A 14690-nucleotide genomic window follows, 5' to 3' on the forward strand; every position below is an offset into this window, starting at 1 on the left:
GCGGTCAGCCTTCCTTGCCGATGCTCTCGATCAAAGCCGGCAGTTCGCCAAGATCGACAATCTGGCGGAAGCGCGGTGCTGCCACCGGCGGTTCGACATGTTCGAGCACCCAGGTCAGTTCGTGCGGGACGTACACACCCCAGCTGCCGGCCTCGATGGCCGGCACCACGTCCGACTTGAGCGAATTGCCGACCATCATGCTGTCCTGCGGGCTGCCGTGGCGGCCAAAGATCCTGGCATAGGTGGCGGCGCTCTTGTCGCTGACGATCTCGACGGCATCGAACAGGTCGCCAAGGCCGGACGCCGCCAGCTTGCGCTCCTGGTCGAACAGATCGCCCTTGGTGATCAGCACCAGATGGTAGGTGCCGGCGAGCTTTTCGACTGTCTCGCGCGCATGCGGCAGCGCCTCGACAGGATGGCCGAGCATGTCGCGGCCGGCGGCAAGGATTTCGGCGATCGTCGAGGCCGGCACGCGGCCCTCGGTCACTTCGATGGCCGTCTCGATCATCGACAAGGTAAAGCCCTTGATGCCGAAGCCGTAGACGGCAAGGTTGCGCTTCTCGGCCTCGAGCAGCCGTGCCGAGATGTGCTCGGCCTCGCCATGATCGGCGAGCAGGGCTGCAAAGTGCTTCTCGGTCAGGCGGAAGAACTGTTCGTTCTGCCACAGCGTGTCGTCGGCGTCGAAGCCGATGGTGGTCAGGGGCATGGTCGACTGTCCCGTTTCAAGTGAAGGCAGTGATGTAGACGTTGTCGCCGCGCACTGCTAGCTACGGCAAGGGGAATGGTGGGCAACAATGCCGGAATTGGGCGCCTGGAAGCGTGAACTGGAGCAAATTCTGAGCTCCTTGCCAGGTCGCGCTCCGACCGAACTCATAAATGCCATCCGAGATCTTGGCATCGCCATGGGACACGATACCGGCGAGGCGTTGCTTGAAACCTACCCGGAGATCCTTTCGCACCGACCGGCGCTGACCGCCGCATTCGGCAAGATGGTGCAGGCGCAAGATGCCGCCGAGATCAGGCAGATGCTGGATCAGGACCTGAGCGGTCCGGCATCGTTCAGACAGATCGCAGCGGGGAAAACAAGCATCGGCGTGCTGTCATCAAAGGATGCCTATAACCGCCTCGACGAAGTCTTCGATCATGTCGATTTCAATAATTGCCGCCGCGCTGTCATGGTCGGCTGCGGCGGGCGACCGTTCACCATGTTCCGTATTCACGACCAGACAACTGTCCCTGAGATCATCGGCCTCGACATCGTTCCCGAAGCCGTCGAAACGGCAAACAGGCTCGCCGCCAAGCTCAGCTATGCGCGCATGCGGGCCGAGCTGTGCGACGGATGCGATTATGATTACAGCGACGCTCAGGTTGTCTATGTCGCGAGCATGGTTTCGCCTAAGGCAGCTGTCGTGTCTCGTATCGCCGATACCGCGGCCGAGACTGTGCAGATCGTTTTGTGGGAGCCTGTTTCGCTAGGCAGGCTTTGGGCTGAAAATGCGGAACGCACACTTGACCCTCGGCTAGAGGTCATCGGCCGCACGAGCATCTCGCGAAACATGACCAGAGACGTGTTCGTCGCCCGACGAGACGGTTCATCTTCGACCCGGCAGCTGGGCTGATCGTGTCGGCTCTTGGAAAGAGCGATCGAGTGATCCTCGCCCTGGCGCGGGCATGGTGCCTGGTGCGCCATCCCATGATTTGCAAACGCACATTCGACCATAGCGGCATGCTGCCGGATCCGGCGAGACCGGCTTCCTATGCAGACAAGTTCCTGTGGCGAAAGCTTTTCGATCACAATCCGTTTTTCACGACAGCTTGCGACAAGCTCGCCTCGAAAACCTACGCTTTGTCCACCTGCCCCGAACTAAAGACTGCCGAGGTCCTATGGTCCGGGGAAGACGCAACAAAGATTCCGGCGGAGGTTCTTGCCGGCAATGTCATGGTGAAGGCCAATCATGGCTGCCGCTGGAACATGATGGTGCGCAACGGTGAGGTGGACAGAGCCAGGCTGCGCCGGCGTACAGCTCGCTGGATGCGCCGTCGCTACGGCAGGAAATTCGGCGAATGGGGCTACAAGTACGCCAGCAGGCGCATCCTTGTGGAAGAGATGCTCCTTCAGGACAGTCAGCCTGTCGCTTTGGAGTACAAATTCCACGTGTCCAACGGGACGACGGCCTATGTCTATGCCGCACGTCGGGATGAGCACGGCAACGAACAGAAATGTCATTTCGACCGGGACGGAACCTATGCGCCGCCACCGCCAGGCAGCGGCCCCCAGTGGGTCCGGATCGACCTGCCGGCATCCTTCCCGCGCATGCTTGCCATCGCCGAGCGGCTGACCGTGCCGTTCGATCACATGCGTTGCGATTTCTACGAAATCAACGGCGCGATCTTCTTTTCCGAATTCTCGGTCTATCCGCTATCCGGCAAAGGCATCATCAACACAAGGCTCAGGGATCTGTGCGCAGACAGCTGGGACCTCAGCCAATCCTGGTTCCTGACCGCGCCGCAAAGCGGATGGCGCAGGCTCTATGCCGGTGCCTTGCGCAGATGGCTGGATGCAAATGCGCTGCCCGGCAAGGCCGTCTGACAGAGGCCGTCCAGCCTCGTTGCCGCACCTATCGGGCCGGCTCCCCTTCCCTTCCATCACCGGCAACAGCTATACTGTGATAATTGCAACCCAAACTGGTGAATGATGCCGCCTGCGAAAAAGGAAGTCCGTCCGTCGACCCGCGGAGGACGCGTCCGAACGCCTGCCTTCGTGAAAAATCAACGCGGCGTGAAGAACTGGAAGGAAGTCAGCGCTTGGCTGGAGTGGCGCGGCATCGAAGACATAGAATGCATCACGCCTGATCAGGCTGGCGTCGCGCGCGGCAAGATGATGCCGTCGAAGAAATTCACTTCCAACACCTCGCTGGCGCTGCCATCGGCAGTGTTCATGACGACGATTTCGGGCGGCTATCCCGAGGATGGCAACGGTTTCCACTATCCGGAGGATGATGGCGACCTAAAGCTGATGCCGGATCTGTCGACGTTGACCGTCGTGCCGTGGGAAGAAGACCCGACGGCCGCCGTCATCTGCGACCTCGTCCATCAGGATGGCCGTTCGGTCGAGTTCACGCCGCGCAACGTCCTGAAGCGCGTGGTAGCAGCCTATGACAAGCGCGGGCTGAAGCCGGTGGTGGCGCCCGAGATCGAATTCTACCTGGTGCGCAAGAACCCCGACCCGGATTACCCATTGACGCCACCAGTCGGGCGTTCCGGGCGGCCAATCGGCGGCGGAGCCGGCTATTCGATCGCCGGCGTCAACGAGTTCGACGAACTGATCGACGACATCTACCATTTCTCCGAAAGCCAGGGCCTGGAGATCGACACGCTGATCCACGAGGAAGGCGCCGGCCAGCTCGAGATCAATCTGCGTCACGGCGATCCGGTCGAGCTCGCCGATCAGGTGTTCATGTTCAAACGCACCATTCGCGAGGCAGCGCTGAAGCATGAGATCTATGCCACCTTCATGGCCAAGCCGATCCAGGGCCAGCCAGGTTCTGCCATGCACATCCACCAGTCGATCATCGACAAGAAGACCGGGCTGAATATCTTTTCGGCGAAGGACGGCTCGGAAACCGACGACTTCTTCCATTTCATCGGCGGCATGCAGAAGCATGTGCCGAACGCACTGGTGATGTTTGCTCCCTACGTCAATTCCTACCGCCGGCTGACGCAGTCGGCCTCGGCGCCGGTCAACAACAAATGGGGCTATGACAACCGCACCACGGCGTTCCGCGTGCCGCGCTCGGATCCGGCGGCGCGGCGTGTCGAAAACCGCATCCCGTCTTCCGACGCCAACCCCTATCTGGCGCTGGCGGCCTCACTTGCCTGCGGGCTGATCGGCATCACCAACAAGATCAAGGCCGAGCCTCCGGTGCTGACCACCGCAAACGCCGATGAGATCGACCTGCCACGCGGCCTGCTCGAAGCCGTCGACCTTTTCGAAGGCGACGAGGAACTATGCGCTCTTCTGGGCAAGTCCTTCGCCGCAACCTATGCAGCGATCAAGCGGGCGGAGTTCGAGACCTTCATGGAAGTGATCAGCCCGTGGGAGCGGGAGTATCTGTTGCTCAACGTGTGAGCGGCGACTTCGTCGTGTGAATGGTGAATAGTGAATGGTGAGTAGTTTCATATTGGATGGATGAGCGCAGACGTCGTGCGTCTCGCAGCCATTCACCATTCACCATTCACCATTGGCTGGTGTCCCCATGCCTTACCAATCACCTATCTCCCCCGGTCGCTCCTGGTACGAAGACACAGCCGGACCACGCCCTGAGTACCCTGCCCTGGACGGCGACCGCAGTTGCGACGTCGTCGTCGTCGGCGGAGGCTTCACCGGGCTGTCGGCGGCCGCTCATTTGGCGAAGGCGGGAGCCGACGTCGTTCTGATCGAGGCGCATCGCTTCGGCGACGGCGCTTCAGGGCGCAATGGCGGCCAGCTCGGCACGGGCCAGCGCGCCTGGGCCGAAGAGATGGAGGCCGAATACGGCTTCTCCCGCGCCAAGGCGCTGTTCGACCTTGCCGAGGAGGCGAAAGCGCACCTGCTCGAATTCGCCGCCGTCAACCAGATCGACATCGACTATATGCCCGGCCAGTTGTCCGTGGCGCACAAGCCGCGTTATCTCGACGACTACAAGGCGCATGCCGAGATCATGGCGGGCCGCTTCAATTATCCGCACATCGCCTTCATGGATGCCAGGGAAACGGCCGAACGGCTGGGCTCCACACGCTACTTCGGCGGCACCCGCGACACCGGCACCGGACACATCCACCCGATGAAGCTGGTGATCGGCACGGCAAAGGTCGCGGCAGCGGCCGGCGCGCACCTGTTCGAGCAGACACTGTCGACCGGTGTCACCTCCAGCGGCGGCAAGGTCAGGGTGACGACTTCGAGAGGCACCATCACCGCTCAGAAATGCCTGATCGGTGTAAATGCCTATGGCGGCACGCTCGAGCCGGTGAGTGCCGCGCACATCATGCCCATCGGTTCCTTCATCGGCGCGACGGTGCCGCTGGGCGTGGATTCGAAAGTGCTGCCGGGCGGCGAGGCGGTCGACGATTCGCGTTTCGTCGTGCGTTATTTCCGCAAATCCAGGGATGGAAGGCTGCTGTTCGGCGGGCGCGAGGTCTATGGCGTCAACGATCCGAAGGACATCCATGTCCATATCCGCCGGCAGATAGCCGAGCTTTATCCGGAGCTGAGCGATGTCGAGATCACCCATGGCTGGGGCGGCTATGTCGGCATCACCATGCCCAGGAAACCGTTCGTGCGCGAGGTGATGCCCAATGTGATCTCGGCCGGTGGCTATTCCGGCCACGGCGTGATGCTGTCGAACTTCTTCGGCAAGCTCTATGCCCAGACCGTCGCCGGCAACCGCGACAGACTGAAGCTGATCGAGGACCTGAACATCCCGGCTTTTCCCGGTGGCCGGCGCTTTAGAACACCATTATTGTTCCTGGCACTGAACTGGTTTGCCCTGAGGGACCGAATATAGGGACAGTATCTCATATCAGCCGGGGCTGGTACTGAGCCGATTCTATTGAGCTGTTGGTTGCCGCAACGAGACGTTGCAGAATCCTTAACAAGAGCGCACAATTCCCCTTGAGGGCGCACTGATGCCACAATCAAGGGCAAAGGATGCCGGTTCTGGGCGATTGAACGGGGACTTCTGCGGGCCTGCCCGCTTTGTTGTTGGGACCGATGCCGATCGAATGCCGGGCTGCCGGCGCCGATCGAAAGAACACCGGCTCATCTTTTGGAGGTGGCAAGAGTGAACGAGCCCTTCAGTTTCGGCGCGCCGGAACGTCGGCGCTTCGCCATGCAATTCGGTTATGACATGCGGCCCTCCTTCTGGCAGGGGGTGCGCACGAATTCGCATCTGGTGATCGCCGCGGTCGGCACCGCAGCGCTGCTTGGCGTGGCGGGCATAGCGCTTTGGCTGGCGTTGCCGGCCAGCGACCGGCAAGCGATCGCCAGCACACAGCAGAACGTTCCGACTTTTCCGGTCAAGACGACCAAGATTGCCCCGGTCGCGGCCACGGCTGCCGCGGTAGCGGCGCCACAAGCCGCGCGCAAGGGCGATGCGGTTTCATCGACGGTCGCTGCCGGTGGGGCTGCCATGCCGCCGCTGTCGGCGAACGATCCGCGCTGGACTGCGGCGCAATCCAACAGCGACCCTGCCGCGACGCCATCCGACCAGGCGCCTGCCGAGCAGGCTGCCGCCAAACCGTCCGATGCCGCGGCATTCGAAGAACCGGCGGCGCAGAGCGACGCCACGACGCAGCTGTCAAAGGTCGCTGCTCCCGCCAATGACGACGACGCCGAGACCGCCGCCATACCGACGCCAAAACCGCAACTTCCAGACGAGCAATCTTCCGCCGCAACGGACGATACCCAGGCCAAGGCCAAGCCACAGAAGGTGGCTGCTGCCGCCGGCACCGGACGCATCCTCAGGGCGGTGACAATGCGCAGCGGTCCGCAGAAAAACGCCGCCGCCATGGGGACCGTGCCCGCCAAGTCGTCGGTGCAGGTGATGAGTTGCAAGAAATGGTGCCAGATCGTCTACAACGGCAAGCGCGGCTGGATCTACAAGAGCTACATCAAGACCGGGGCTTGAGACGCAAGCCGCCAGATCTGGTCAGCCGCCGAGCAACCACCTGAAACGGTGTCTCCTGCGAGCAAGTTTGCGCTTAGCCAGGAAATCCCGGTGTTCCTCGAACGGCACCTCATAGAGGCCGCACATTTGGCAGCTTTCCGACTTGCGGCATATCGGGACCCAGCATTTGACGTCGTGTGTCCAGGCGAGCGCGATCCTTTCCAGATGAAGGTTGGACGAACTTTTCAGCAGAATCAGTTCTCCTGGGACTGCCGTCCGTTTGATATGATCCGAAACTTCCTTGGCAGTGCGAAGCTCAATGAAACGGCCGCTGTCGCGGTCGGCCTGGCTGGCGCGCGAGCGATGCGCATTGTCGCCGGTATAAATGACCTCATCGGCGATTTCGCGCGCGATGTTGTAGGCGGCGCCGTATTTCCTCGACGAGCCGGCGTAGTCGGATATCTGCCCCAGCACAATGCGCTTGCGAGCACCCTTGGCCTTTGCAATCATCTCCAGGGCAATGTTGAGCGAATGCCAGGGCGCTTTGGCCGTATCGACCAGGAATTTCGGACCCGCGGATACCTCTTGCACCGTAGAGCGGTTGGGCAGTGGTGCAAACGATGCCGTTCTCGCTACGACTTGCTCTGGCGGGACGCCAAGTTCCAAGGCGGCGGCAACAGCCGCTGCAGTCGGCAGCCAGAATTGCTCGCCGGGAAAAGGCGCTTGAATATTCAGGCTGCCACCGCGCCAATGAAGGGTGAACCGCAGCAATTCCGGATACGCGGCATGCACGTCACTCACGCGGTAGTCTGCCTCGCCGGACTGGCCGAAGGTCGCAATCCGGCATTTCGCGCCAGACGCCATGCCGATCACCAGTGGGTCATCGCAATTGAGAACCGCAAGTCCATCGGGTTGGAGTGCCCCGACCAGCGCCCGCTTCTCTCCCGCCACAGCTTCCAGAGTATTGAACTTGCCGAAATGCTCCAGACGGATCATCGTAACCACCGCCACACTCGGCTTCAGCATCTGCGCCATGGCGCTGATCGTGCCGAAGTCGGAAGCGCCGGCTTCGAAAACGACGTAATCGACTTTGCCGGCCTTCCTCAGGCGCTTGTAAAGCGTTCGGATGAGCGCAGGCATTGTATTGGCCTGGGCCTGTAGATGCACCTTGCCTTGGGCGGCCAGTATGTGTGCAAGCAGGCTGGTGGATGTGGATTTGCCGGAGCTGCCGGTAATGCCGATGAACGTCGCCTTGTTACGCGCCCGCACCCAGCGCGCCTGCAGCCGTCGCAGCGCCCAGCCCAAGTCCTTGCGAATTTTCAGCAATTCCAGTTTCACACCCCGCCAGCTTTTAGCCCAGCCTAATATGCGTCGTGCCAAGTTCCAGAGTCAAACGGGCGCTGGCGTGCTTCAGCCAAAGATTCTAGCGGCCGAGGAGCCGCAGCAGTCTGTGCTTGCGGCGCTTCGATTTTCTCTGCGCCACAAACTCACGGTGCTGCTCAAACGGCACTTCATAGAGGCCGCACTGCTCGCATCCCTCGGTTTTGCCGCATACCGAAACCCAGCACTTGACGTCGTGGGTCCAGGCAAGTGCGACACGCTCGAGGTGCAGATTGGACGAGCTCTTGAGCAGGATCAACTCGTCAGGCTGCGCGGTTTGGGCGATGTAGTCCGACACTTCCCTGGCCGTGCGCAATTCGATGAAGCGGCCGCTGTCGCGATCTGCCTGGTTCGCCTTGGAGCGATGGGCATGATCGCCGGCATAAATCACCTGGTCTGCAATCTCGCGCGCGCTGCTGTAGGCTTGGGCATATCTGTTATTCGAGCCGGAAAAATCCGATAGCTGGCCAAGAACGATACGCTTTCGCCCGAATGTCGATCCGGCTACCATGTCGAAGGCAAGGCTCAGCGAATGCCAGGGCGCCTTTGCGGCATCCACGATGAAGTGGGGGCCACCCGCGGGGACGAGCACCTGGCCGCGATTTTCCAGAGGCTGGAACGTCGCGATCCTGTGCTTGACCATCTGCGCAGGCACGCCCAGCTCAAGAGCGGTTGCCACCGCCGCTGAAGTCGGCAGCCAGAAATGCTCGCCGGGGAACGACGTCTCGATATCGAGCACACCGCCGCGCCAGTGGAGCGAGAACCGCAACGGCTTGGGATAGGAGGCCTCGATATCGCTGACGCGATAATCCGCCTGCTCCGATGTGCCGAATGTGACGGAACGGCAATCGCTCGCCGAGGCCATGCCCATCACAAGTGGGTCATCGGCATTGAGCATCGCGAAGCCGCCCGGCTCCAGCGCCGCGACCAGGGCGCTTTTTTCTCGTGCGACGTTTTCGACAGTCTTGAAACTGGCGCGATGCTCCAGCCGGACCATTGTGACAACAGCCACGTTGGGGCGAAGCAATTCGGCCATGGGCTTCATTGTATCCGGGCCGAATGCAGCAGCCTCGAAGACGACGTAGTCGGTTTTGCCGCCCTTTCCCATTCGCCTGGATAGCGTCGAGACCAACAGTTTCATCGTGTTGGCCAGAACCTGTGTATGGACCGAACCATGACCGGCCAGGATGTGTCCAAGCAGGCTTCCCGCCGTGGTCTTGCCGGAGCTTCCGGTAATGCCGATGAAAATTGCCTTGCTTCGCGCCCGCGCACGCGTGGCCAGGTAAAGCCGCAGCCGCCATCCCAGATCATAGCGACTTTTCTGCTGCCTGATCTTCATCACCCGCCAACACTATCCACGATCCCGTTATGCCTTTCGGGTGATCGAGAAGTCAAACTGGGGTCCGGCGTGACGACGTGAACTGTTCGTTCCTCGGCCGGCCGGCGCGCCGATGCGAACTTTTGCCGACGTTGCTCTGTCTGCCGTGCATTGCGAACAGCGAGGTACTTCCCGAATTGCTCAAATGCAGCGGCCGCCGTCGACCTCCAGCGCCACACCGGTGATGAAGGCGGCTTCGTCCGACGCAAGCCAAAGCGCAGCGTTGGCGATATCGAGCGGCGTCGACAGACGGCCGAGCGGTATCGAGGCACGGAATTTCTCGCGAATCTCGGGCGTGTCAGTGCCCATGAATTTCTCCAGCATGCCGGTCTCGCCGGCGACCGGGCAAAGGCAGTTAACGCGAATGTTCTTGGGCGCGAGTTCGACCGCCATCGACTTGGTCGCGGTGATCGCCCAGCCCTTCGAGGCATTGTACCAGGTGAGCCCCGGCCGCGGCCGCAGACCGGCGGTCGAAGCCGTGGTCAGGATGACGCCGCCGCCCTGCCGCTCCATGATCGGCACCACGGCAAGTGCGGCGTGGTAGATCGCCTTCATGTTGACTGAAGTGATCAGGTCGAAGGTCGCCTCGTCGACGTCGAGCATGTCGCCATTGCGATGGGTGTAGCCGGCATTGTTGACCATGATATCGATGCGGCCGAAGGCGCTTTTTGCGGCATAGACCATCTCGTCGAATTCGGAACGCTGCGAAACGTCGGTCTGGGTCCAGATCGCGGCCTGGCCGATCTCTGCTGCAACGCGCTCCGCGCCCTTGGCGTTGAGGTCGGCGACGACGACCTTGGCGCCCTCTTCGGCAAAGCGCCTGGCCATGCCTTCGCCGAAACCTGACGCAGCACCCGTGATGACGGCAACCTTGTTTTCCAGACGCATGCTTTTTCCGCTCATTGAAGACCCACCTCGCAAGCGCATTTTTCTTTTTTGTTTGATGCGTGTCTGTCTCCCAGAACCGCTTCGCACTTCTGGGCGACACGCATTAGCTTTCGTCACATTCCCGCTTTATGTTGCAGGCGCGAAAGCCCCGGGACCATCGCTTGACGAAAAGCCTCCGGGTGGCAGCCAGTGTCAAGGCACATTTGGAGCGAATCAATATGCAGTGATTTGGCCTTGATGTGACACCATGGCACTGGATAGTTTAAATCGATTAGATTATATCCTGCCGCGTCACAGCGAGCGGCGTCAAAGCGGACAGACCATGACCAGCCAGATCATTCCCGTCGAGCCTTTCGACTTCATCATTTTCGGTGGCACCGGCGACCTGTCGGAACGCAAGCTGCTGCCCTCGCTCTACCACCGCCAGCGCGACCACCAGTTTTCCGAGCCGACCCGCATCATCGGCACCTCGCGCTCCAAGATGAGCGACGAGGAATTCCAGGCTTTCGCCAAGCAGGCGATTTCCCAGCATGTGAAGCCGGCCGACATCGACGCCGAGGAACTCAAGACATTTCTTGCCCGGCTGTCCTACGTATCGGCCGACGCGACGACGGGTGCCGGCTTCGACAAGCTGAAAAAGGCGATCGGCGAAAGCGACCGCATTCGCGCTTTCTATCTGGCGGTTGCGCCGGCGCTGTTCGGCGACATCTCGCACCAGCTGAAAGCCCACAATCTCATCACGCCGAATTCACGCATCGTGCTGGAGAAGCCGATCGGCCGCGACCTCGATTCGGCGCGCAAGCTCAACGACGTGGTTGGAGACGACTTCCACGAAAGCCAGATCTTCCGCATCGACCACTATCTCGGAAAGGAGACGGTGCAGAACCTGATGGCGCTGCGCTTTGCCAACGCGCTCTATGAGCCGCTTTGGAATTCTGCCCATATCGACCATGTGCAGATCACGGTGGCCGAGACCGTCGGTCTTGAAGACCGCGTCACCTACTACGACAAGGCCGGCGCGCTGCGCGACATGGTGCAGAACCACATGCTGCAGCTGCTCTGCCTGGTTGCCATGGAGGCGCCATCGTCGATGGATGCCGATGCCGTGCGCGACGAGAAGCTGAAGGTGCTGCGGGCGCTGAAGCGCATCAACGGCAATGAGGCACCCAAGCACACCGTGCGCGGGCAGTACCGCGCCGGCGCCTCTGCAGGCGGCGCGGTGAAAGGCTATGTCGAGGAACTCGGCAAAGACAGCTCCACCGAGACCTTCGTCGCCATCAAGGCCGAGATCGGCAATTGGCGCTGGGCCGGCGTGCCGTTCTATCTCCGGACCGGCAAAAGGCTGGCGACCCGCGTTTCGGAAATCGTCATCGAGTTCAAGCCGATCCCGCATTCGATCTTCGGCGACAGCGCCGGGCCGATCTCAGCCAACCAACTGGTGATCCGGCTGCAGCCCGACGAAGGCGTCAAGCAGTTCATCATGATCAAGGATCCAGGCCCGGGCGGCATGCGGCTGCGCCAGATCCCGCTCGACATGAGCTTTGCAACATCTTTCGACGGTCGCGCGCCGGACGCCTATGAACGGCTGATCATGGATGTTATCCGCGGCAACCAGACGCTGTTCATGCGCCGCGACGAAGTCGAGGCGGCATGGAAGTGGATCGACCCGATCCAGAACGCCTGGGAAAGCGCCAGGCAGGAGGCGCAAGGCTATACGGCCGGCACATGGGGTCCCTCGGCCTCGATTGCGCTGATCGAACGCGACGGGCGGACATGGCACGAAAGCAATTGAGCGAGCCCGTCTATAACTGGAACGGCTTTGCCGGGCGCCAGGATCTGGCGGCAGCCCTTGCCGGCAATGTCGCGGCGCGCCTGACCAAGGCCATCGACGAGCGCGGCACGGCCCTGCTTGCCGTTTCCGGCGGCACCACGCCGGCAAAGTTCTTTGCAGCACTTTCGGCCATTCCGATCGCCTGGAACAAGGTGACGGTGACGCTGGTCGACGAACGGTTCGTGCCGGCCTCCTCGCCGCGCTCGAATGCGGGGCTGGTGGCGGCCAACCTGCTGCAGAACAAGGCGGCTGCCGCGCACTTCGTGCCGCTCTACCATGAGGCGGCAAGCATCGAGACCGCCGCGGCGGCCGACGATGCGGCGCTGAAGGCTCTGCCCTGGCCCCTCGATGTCGTCGTGCTCGGCATGGGCGGCGACGGCCACACCGCCTCGTTCTTTCCCGACGCCGAGAATCTCGGCGATTTGCTCGACCCAGCCTCATCAAGGATCGTGCTGCCGGTTCACGCGGCAAGCGCCGGCGAACCCCGGTTGACGCTGCCGCTGGCGCGGATCGTCGACGCCGGCTTCATCGCGCTGCATATAGAAGGCGAGGACAAGCGCACCGCCTTCGACGATGCGATGGGACCGGGCGCGAAAAAGCCCATCCGCAAAGTGCTCGAAGCGGCACCCACCCCGGTAGAGGTGTTCTGGGCACCCTGATTTCACGCAAAGTAGTCCCGGCAGACGGTGGAGGACGTTCTTCCGGGGCTCGAAAGGACCGACCATGACAGCCAGACGCGACATCGAAGCCATCACGGAACGCATCAGCCAACGCTCGAAAGCCGGCCGCGAGCGCTATCTCGGCCGCATCGCCGAGGCCTCCAGCCGCACCGCCAACCGCGGCGTCCTGTCTTGCGGCAACCTCGCGCATGGCTTTGCCGTCTGCAGCCCGTCTGAAAAGCTGGCGCTCGGCGCCGACAAGGTGCCGAACCTCGGCGTCATCACCTCCTACAATGACATGCTGTCGGCGCATCAGCCCTTCGAAACCTTCCCGGCGCTGATCAAGGAAGCCGCGAAGGAAGTTGGCGGCATCGCGCAAGTGGCCGGCGGCGTGCCCGCCATGTGCGACGGCGTGACCCAGGGACAGCCCGGCATGGAGCTGTCGCTGTTTTCGCGCGACGTCATCGCCATGTCGGCGGCGATCGGCCTGTCGCACAACATGTTCGACGCCGCCGTCTATCTCGGCGTCTGCGACAAGATCGTGCCGGGGCTGGTGATCGCGGCTCTCACCTTCGGCCATCTGCCGGCGGTGTTCGTGCCGGCCGGGCCGATGACGACGGGCCTGCCCAACGACGAGAAGGCCAAGGTTCGCCAGCTCTATGCCGAGGGCAAGGCCGGACGCGCAGAACTGCTCGAAGCGGAGTCCAAATCCTATCACGGGCCGGGCACCTGCACGTTCTATGGCACCGCCAATTCCAACCAGATGCTGATGGAGATCATGGGCCTGCATACGCCCGGCGCGTCCTTCGTCAATCCAGGCACGCCGCTGCGCGACGCGCTGACGCGCGAGGCGACCAGGCGAGCCCTGGCGATCACCGCGCTCGGCAACGCCTACACGCCGGTCGGCCGCATGATCGACGAGCGCTCTTTCGTCAATGGCGTCGTCGGCCTGCACGCCACCGGCGGCTCTACCAACCACACCATCCATCTCATCGCCATGGCCGCGGCGGCCGGCATCACGCTTACCTGGCAGGACATTTCCGACCTGTCGGAAGCGGTGCCGCTTCTCGCGCGCGTCTATCCGAACGGGCTTGCCGACGTGAACCATTTCCATGCCGCCGGCGGGCTCGGCTTCCTGATCCGCGAATTGCTCGACGAAGGCATCCTGCATGAGGATGTGCAGACGGTATGGGGCGAAGGCCTGAGGCCCTATGCGGTCGAGGCCCGGCTCGGCGAAGATGGCGGCGTCGTGCGTGAAGCCTCGCCGCTGCAGAGCGGTGACGAGAAGGTGCTGGCGCCGTTCAAGAAGGCCTTCCAGCCGACCGGCGGCCTGAAAGTGCTCGCCGGCAATCTCGGCCACGCCGTCATCAAGACGTCCGCCGTGAAGCCGGAACGCCGCGTCATCGAGGCGCCGGCCAAGGTGTTCGACAGCCAGCAGGGACTGAACGAAGCCTTCAAGGCCGGCACGCTGACCGGCGACTTCATCGCCGTCATCCGCTTCCAGGGCCCAAAGGCAAACGGCATGCCGGAACTGCACAAGCTGACCACCGTGCTCGGCATCCTGCAGGATCGTGGCCAGCGCGTCGCGCTGGTCACGGACGGGCGCATGTCTGGCGCTTCCGGCAAGGTGCCGGCGGCGATCCATGTAACGCCGGAAGCGGTCGAGGAAGGGCCGATCGCCAGGATCCATGACGGCGACATCATCCGGCTCGACGCCGATGCCGGCACGCTGGAAGTGCTGGTGCCGGGGCCCGAGCTCGCGCTGCGCCGCACGGCCGACATTGATCTCATCGGCAACGAGTTCGGTTTCGGCCGCGAGCTGTTCGCCGGTTTCCGCCAGCTGGTCGGCCGCGCCGACCACGGCGCCAGTGCTTTCGGCACGGCCTGAGGCATCATTGCCTATTTTGTAA

Annotated in this window: 13 protein-coding genes; 9 read left to right on the forward strand and 4 right to left on the reverse strand. The window is 62.3% G+C overall.

Translation table 11 applies throughout. From position 1 onward, the window contains the following. Nucleotides 1-4 precede the first annotated feature (4 nt). Nucleotides 5-706, reverse strand: a complete 702-nt coding sequence (locus tag NKI64_RS10665) for an HAD family hydrolase (protein ID WP_031199286.1) — start codon at nucleotides 704-706, stop codon at nucleotides 5-7. 88 nt (nucleotides 707-794) lie between these two features. Here NKI64_RS10665 and NKI64_RS10670 point away from each other — a divergent pair, with 88 nt between their 5' ends. From NKI64_RS10670 to NKI64_RS10690, 5 genes are all read left to right on the forward strand, one after another. Then, on the forward strand, nucleotides 795-1619 hold the full coding sequence (locus NKI64_RS10670) for a class I SAM-dependent methyltransferase (RefSeq protein WP_023711778.1): 825 nt from the start codon (nucleotides 795-797) through the stop codon (nucleotides 1617-1619). A 29-nt stretch (nucleotides 1620-1648) separates the two neighbouring features. Next, the gene (locus tag NKI64_RS10675) at nucleotides 1649-2590 is read left to right on the forward strand and encodes an ATP-grasp fold amidoligase family protein (RefSeq protein ID WP_156937152.1); all 942 of its coding nucleotides are present in this window, start codon (nucleotides 1649-1651) and stop codon (nucleotides 2588-2590) included. Nucleotides 2591-2692: 102 nt separating this feature from the next. Next, on the forward strand, nucleotides 2693-4129 hold the full coding sequence (locus NKI64_RS10680; RefSeq protein WP_023681878.1) for a glutamine synthetase family protein: 1437 nt from the start codon (nucleotides 2693-2695) through the stop codon (nucleotides 4127-4129). 127 nt (nucleotides 4130-4256) lie between these two features. After that, nucleotides 4257-5543, forward strand: coding sequence for an NAD(P)/FAD-dependent oxidoreductase (locus NKI64_RS10685; RefSeq protein WP_023692383.1), 1287 nt, complete (start codon nucleotides 4257-4259; stop codon nucleotides 5541-5543). Nucleotides 5544-5819: 276 nt separating this feature from the next. After that, complete coding sequence (locus NKI64_RS10690) at nucleotides 5820-6665, forward strand: SH3 domain-containing protein (protein WP_023746246.1); 846 nt, start codon at nucleotides 5820-5822, stop codon at nucleotides 6663-6665. A 21-nt stretch (nucleotides 6666-6686) separates the two neighbouring features. On the opposite strand, the gene NKI64_RS10695 is transcribed toward NKI64_RS10690, so the two are convergent. Both NKI64_RS10695 and NKI64_RS10700 read right to left on the reverse strand, forming a co-directional pair. Beyond that, complete coding sequence (locus NKI64_RS10695; protein WP_352667861.1) at nucleotides 6687-7982, reverse strand: Mur ligase family protein; 1296 nt, start codon at nucleotides 7980-7982, stop codon at nucleotides 6687-6689. An 85-nt stretch (nucleotides 7983-8067) separates the two neighbouring features. Continuing rightward, nucleotides 8068-9318 (reverse strand): Mur ligase family protein, encoded by a 1251-nt coding sequence (locus tag NKI64_RS10700; RefSeq protein WP_352638756.1) that lies wholly within the window; start codon nucleotides 9316-9318, stop codon nucleotides 8068-8070. Between NKI64_RS10700 and NKI64_RS10705 the strand changes: the two genes are divergently transcribed. After that, entirely contained in the window at nucleotides 9199-9444 is a 246-nt protein-coding gene (locus NKI64_RS10705; RefSeq protein WP_352638757.1) for a hypothetical protein, read from the forward strand. The genes NKI64_RS10700 and NKI64_RS10705 overlap by 120 nt on opposite strands. 99 nt (nucleotides 9445-9543) lie before the next feature. Here NKI64_RS10705 and NKI64_RS10710 read toward each other — a convergent pair whose 3' ends face one another. Further along, the gene (locus NKI64_RS10710) at nucleotides 9544-10290 is read right to left on the reverse strand and encodes an SDR family oxidoreductase (protein WP_027049416.1); all 747 of its coding nucleotides are present in this window, start codon (nucleotides 10288-10290) and stop codon (nucleotides 9544-9546) included. A gap of 322 nt (nucleotides 10291-10612) precedes the next feature. Between NKI64_RS10710 and zwf the strand changes: the two genes are divergently transcribed. From zwf to edd, 3 genes are all read left to right on the forward strand, one after another. Continuing rightward, the gene (gene zwf / locus NKI64_RS10715; RefSeq protein WP_023669307.1) at nucleotides 10613-12082 is read left to right on the forward strand and encodes a glucose-6-phosphate dehydrogenase; all 1470 of its coding nucleotides are present in this window, start codon (nucleotides 10613-10615) and stop codon (nucleotides 12080-12082) included. Continuing rightward, entirely contained in the window at nucleotides 12064-12780 is a 717-nt protein-coding gene (pgl, locus tag NKI64_RS10720) for a 6-phosphogluconolactonase (RefSeq protein ID WP_023701816.1), read from the forward strand. The genes zwf and pgl overlap by 19 nt, the downstream gene beginning before the upstream one ends. Nucleotides 12781-12844: 64 nt before the next feature. Then, nucleotides 12845-14668, forward strand: a complete 1824-nt coding sequence (edd, locus tag NKI64_RS10725) for a phosphogluconate dehydratase (protein ID WP_352667863.1) — start codon at nucleotides 12845-12847, stop codon at nucleotides 14666-14668. Nucleotides 14669-14690: the final 22 nt, after the last annotated feature.

It is taken from the genome of Mesorhizobium sp. M0478, from assembly GCF_040321305.1.
Classification (GTDB): domain Bacteria; phylum Pseudomonadota; class Alphaproteobacteria; order Rhizobiales; family Rhizobiaceae; genus Mesorhizobium.